The 3,686-nt window shown below is 50.1% G+C and carries 3 protein-coding genes (1 of these 3 only partly in view); 1 reads left to right on the forward strand and 2 read right to left on the reverse strand.

All coding sequences use genetic code 11. The annotated features are described in order from the left end of the window. Window positions 1–1,091 carry the 3' portion of a glycosyltransferase family protein gene (locus EJP87_RS03825; RefSeq protein ID WP_193771122.1) on the forward strand. Its footprint begins 460 nt before the window's first position, so 1,091 of the gene's 1,551 nt are visible here — the last part of the coding sequence; its start codon lies off the left edge, out of view; the stop codon is at window positions 1,089–1,091. A 116-nt stretch (window positions 1,092–1,207) separates the two neighbouring features. On the opposite strand, the gene EJP87_RS03830 is transcribed toward EJP87_RS03825, so the two are convergent. Continuing rightward, window positions 1,208–2,401: a class I SAM-dependent methyltransferase gene (locus tag EJP87_RS03830; RefSeq protein ID WP_130470542.1), complete on the reverse strand. Its 1,194-nt coding sequence runs from the start codon at window positions 2,399–2,401 to the stop codon at window positions 1,208–1,210. A gap of 13 nt (window positions 2,402–2,414) precedes the next feature. Next, window positions 2,415–3,614, reverse strand: coding sequence for a class I SAM-dependent methyltransferase (locus EJP87_RS03835; RefSeq protein WP_130470543.1), 1,200 nt, complete (start codon window positions 3,612–3,614; stop codon window positions 2,415–2,417). Window positions 3,615–3,686: the final 72 nt, after the last annotated feature.

The raw sequence follows: 3,686 nt of genomic DNA on the forward strand, positions 1-3,686 counted from the left end.
AGGACAGCCTCTGCCTGCCGGTTCCACAACTTCTCCAGCAACAACAGGCCAATTTGTCGGGTCCACACATCCAACAACCTTTGCCCGATGTCGGACAACCACGACCAAATCGTCATGTCCTCTGTTTTATGAAGGATTTTTATATTCTACACCGCATCGCCCAGGCCATGCAGCTCTATGGCTGGCAGGTGCTTCTCTACGGAACAGCGGAATGGGGTATCAACCCACAGGAAGATATTGGCAATATTATCAAATTATGTTACCGCTCGCCCGTTGATCTGATGGTTGTCTATACCGACCAGTTGGTGGCCACACCCACGCAAACAAGAAGTTATCATTTGTTGATCAACCAATTGCGGCGTTTGAATCCCAATCTGAAGGTGGTCTCTGTCTCTTGTGATGCCTGGGCTACCCGCTGGGGGTTGGCAGAGGGGGAAAAAGCCCGCTTTCGACCCGATATTCATGCCATCATGGCGCAAGTCGATGCCATTTGGAGTTCGGATTCCCCCAATTTGCCACTCTGGGAAGAGCCTGAATTTTCTGAAAAAATCCTTCATGCCCACATTCCGCACGGCGGATTCCTCGGTTCAACAGAGAGTCCGTTCCAGACAAACATGCTCTACCTCGGTGATGTGATCTATCCAGACCATTGGCACCGCACCATCTGGTTGACCCTCATCAAACAACTGCAACTACCGGTCACCATCAAAGAGCATTTCTATACCAAAAGCGCTCTCTCCCATCTGGAAAACTATGCCCTGCATTTGCAGCGTTTGCAGGAGGCAACCTGCTGTCTCCATTTTACCCGCAAGCAAAATCTCACCTGTATTGTCACCCATCGCAGTTTTGAAGCCCCGATCAGTGGCGCCTTGTTGATCCAGGAGTGCACTCCTGACATGCACCGCTTTTTTACTCCTGGCGAACACTATTTGGAATTCAACTCCCTGGCCGAACTGCGAGCCATCGCCCAATTTATTCAGGAAGAGCCGGAACAGGCCGATGCCATCCGCAAACGAGGCCATGCTTTTGCCCACCAATGGTATAGCGACGATAAATTGATCGGTTATCTGGAAAAATTTCTCTGGCCATAACCCTGCCGTGAATAAATCTCTGATCTTTGGGGGTGATCCATGGGCACGGCTGGCATCGTCAATGATGGTGCCGTTACCAAGGTCATGTGCTGTCATCTTCTCTATTTGCAAAAACGCTATGCCTGCAAGCGTTGCAACACCAAGGCAGCTTGCGCAAGAAGGGAGTTTTGGGACTCTTCCCCGGCAGCACCGCTCTCCAGCCCAGACAATGATTCCTGCAAATCGGGGATACAGGCTTGGGTAATTGCCACTATTTGCCGCAAATATTCTACACTTCTCTGTTGCAGCACTCGTTGTAAGAACGGTACAAGAATTGGTCTGACCCGCTCGCGCAGATACTCTTCTCGCTGCTGTGACTCCACGCCATCGCTCATCCTTGCCAACTCCTGCAATGGATATTCCCATTGCATCGGCAAGCGAAAAATCATCTCCCCCGCTGCCAAAGAAAAGGCTATATTCCAGTGCTCCCTGCCACTCTTGGCCAACACCATGGCAATCACATAGGCTGGACGTAATTGACCTTGTTGTAACAAGCGTTCGTTTGCCTGCAGCAATCTCTCCCCATCTGTCTCCAGACGCACCCTTTGATACAGTTCTGCTGTATCACTTTGTTTGTCCAAATAGAGCAAATCCAGAACCAAATGGTGCACAGCATCATAAGAGGCGGGCATGGAGATGCCTCTGTTAACCTTTGCTGCACATTTTTCAAAAACAACCATACTATCATAAAAACAAACGCTCATGGTTGTATGGGTAAAATTGGTCGGCAGCAAGGCCCCTCCTTGGGTATAATGGGCATGCATTTCATCGATCAACCCTTTGGCCTTTTCGATGAAAGTTGTTGGACGACGCAATCCACCCTCAAAGCGTTGCCAGTAGGCGGTATGCAGATCTTCGACCATATAGATGCCATTTTTGGCCATGCGCGGATAGAGAAATTCAAAAGTGGCGGTAACATGGCTCATCATATGACTGCCATCATCCAGAACAATATCGGGCACACCAAATTCATCCAACAGGCTTTGCAAAAATTGTGTATCCTGCTGCGCACCGATCCGTATATGAATTTGATCCTCCTCATAGGCTTTGCAAGCGGGATTGATATCCACGCCGATAATGGTTGCGTGCGGCCCAAAATAGCGTTTCCACAGGCGTGTGGAAGCCCCTCGCCAGCAGCCAATCTCCAAAAAGGTGAGTGGTTTATAGATAAAATGCTGAAAATAGCGCTCATAAACTGGAAAATAATATTTCCATTTATGAGTCGGATGATCTGCGTCCTGATGGGAGAGAAACGCTGACCACAGATTCATGCCAGTTGCTCCATTATTGGATACTGTAAACCGACAATCGTTGCAGCACTTGGCGCAGCAGCAGCTCCGTTGCTGTCGCAGGCTCTGCAGCGGCGGCGCGGATAGCCTCTGCCAACCATACCCGCAAGCTGGGCGCGCTGGCCTGGACAATGGCGAGAAAATCATTGATTTGCCGTGTATCGTTCCTCTGCATGGCCCCCTGCAAAAGAGCGATCATGACCGGCGCAATCACGCTACGCAACCACTCCTCCTGTTTTATCTGCGCCAGCTCATCGCTCAGACGCAGCAACAGGGAGATTCCTTGCGCACGTATATCTGCTACGTTAAACAGTACGGCTCCCACTGCCAGGGCAAAGGCAATGATCCAAAATTGCCGACCATTCTTGTAGAGTACCAAGGCAGTCACATAGGCCGGGCGATAGCTTCCTTGTTGCAAAAGCCGTTCAATAGCCTGCATCAACATCACCGGATCGGCTTCAAACTGCACCAGGGAGACCATCTGATTCACCTCTCCCTGCTCTTCCAAGCGCAACAACTGATCGATCACATCATCCAAAACCCGATTGACCGCCGGAATAACCAAATCGATCTTGGCCTGCGGTGCACAGCGCTCAAAAACCGCAATGCTGTCATAAAAATGGATGGCCATGGTGGAACGGGTAAAAGGGGTTGGCGGCAGCGCCCCCCGTGTATGATCGGCATTCAGCTCATCAATCAACCCTTTGGCTTTTTCGATGAAGGTATGGGCACGGCGTACTCCCCCTTCAAACTCCTGCCAATAGGCGGTATGCAGATCTTCCACCATGTAGATCCCATTTTTGGCCATACGGGGATATAAAAAGTCGAAGGTGGCATTGACATGGCTCATGACATGGCTGCCATCATCCAGAATGATGTCTGGTATGCCAAACTCATCCAAAACAGATTGCAAAAACTGGGTATCCTGTTGCGGACCGATGCGCACCTGGATCTGATCTTCCTCAAAGGCTTTGCAGGCAGGATTGATATCGATACCAATAATCAGCGCTTGCGGACCAAAATATCGTTTCCACATCTGCAGGGAGCCACCCTTCCAGCAACCAATCTCCATGAAGAGAAGTGGCTTATGCACAAAATCACGAAAATAGCGCTCATAAATTGGCAAATAGTGTTTCCATTTATGTACGGGGCGATGCACATCGGTGTGAGCAAGAAAAGTGGACCACAGGCTCATAACGTTGAAACTCCTCATTCAAGATGGAAACAACACCAGCAACAGGAGAGACCAGGCAAGCTACCGGGTGGG

The organism is Candidatus Magnetaquicoccus inordinatus, assembly GCF_004217665.1.
Classification (GTDB): domain Bacteria; phylum Pseudomonadota; class Magnetococcia; order Magnetococcales; family Magnetaquicoccaceae; genus Magnetaquicoccus; species Magnetaquicoccus inordinatus.

Coding starts and splice junctions, on each gene's coding strand:
- EJP87_RS03835 (WP_130470543.1), bottom strand. CDS start 3,614: ATGAGCCTGTGGTCCACTTTTCTTGCTCACACCGATGTGCATCGCCCC.
- EJP87_RS03830 (WP_130470542.1), bottom strand. CDS start 2,401: ATGAATCTGTGGTCAGCGTTTCTCTCCCATCAGGACGCAGATCATCCG.